Here is a 1,140-nt window from a genome sequence, read left to right as displayed (position 1 = left end):
GGCCACCACCGCTCTTTGGGAGAGGTGACAAGCGAACAAGTGGAGGTTGATACCCGGGTGTCACCCGGGCTTGTTCTTGGCATGCACCGAGCTCCACACTCTCCGCCCGCGACTTTGCTCGCGCAAATGGTGAACCGAATTCGCGATCGGACTACGAGAGTTCAGCGATGACAGGCGCGTGATCGCTAGGCCGCTCGTTCTTGCGCGTCGGCTTGTCGATCACGCATGACATGACCTGGCCCTTCAGCGCGTCGCTCACCAGGATGTGGTCGATGCGCAGCCCCTGGTTCTTGCGGAATGCGAGGTTGCGGTAGTCCCACCAGCTCCAGCTCTTCGGCGGCTGCTCGAACAGGCGGAACGAGTCGTGCAGCCCGAGCGACAGCAGGCCCTCGAAATGCGCGCGCTCCTCGGGCGTGCACAGCACCTGCCCCGCCCACGCGACCGGGTCGTGCACGTCGCGGTCTTCCGGCGCGATGTTGTAGTCGCCCATCAGCACCAGGTGCGTGTGGCGCGTCAGCTCGTCGGCCAGCCAGGTGCGCAGCGCCGTCAGCCACTTCAGCTTGTACTGGAACTTGTCGCTCTCGACCGATTGCCCGTTCGGAATATAGGCACCCACCACGCGGATGCCATTGACCGTGCCGGCGATCACGCGTGCCTGCTCGTCGGCATGGCCGGGAATGTTCTTCACGATGTCGCTCGCCACCGTGCGCGACAGCAGCGCGACACCGTTGTACGTCTTCTGCCCGAACCACTGCACCTGGTAGCCGGCGGCCTCGATCTCGGCGCTCGGGAACTTGTCGTCGGTGAGCTTGGTTTCCTGCAGCACGATCGCGTCGGGCTGGTGCAGCGCGAGCCAGTCGATCAGCTGCGGCAGGCGCACCGCGAGGGAGTTGACGTTCCAGGTGGCGAGTTTCACGGGCAAACCTTTCGGCTTTCGGGTGGAGGCGCGCATCGTACCCGCTGGGCGCGGCGCGGCTTCGCGTCGGCGCACGCGATTGCGCTTCGAGATCGGCGGCGGCGGCGCCAGCTGGCAGCATCCATGCGATGACGATTCCCTCGCTTCGCGACGTTCCCGACCGCTTCGACAGCCCGCGCCTGACGATCCGCTGCCCGCAGTCCGGCGACGGGCCACGCGTGCAT

1 protein-coding gene is annotated in these 1,140 nt (G+C 66.1%); it reads right to left on the bottom strand.

Annotated features, from left to right (window positions below; translation table 11 throughout):
* Positions 1-151: 151 nt before the first annotated feature.
* Positions 152-916: an exodeoxyribonuclease III gene (xth, locus tag AC1D01_RS35800; protein WP_477874437.1), complete on the bottom strand. Its 765-nt coding sequence runs from the start codon at positions 914-916 to the stop codon at positions 152-154.
* Positions 917-1,140: the final 224 nt, after the last annotated feature.

The organism is Rhizobacter sp. P3_B12 (assembly GCF_056402895.1).
The sequence above is the reverse complement of the archived record's forward strand: the minus strand, read 5'-3'. Positions and strand labels throughout refer to the sequence as shown.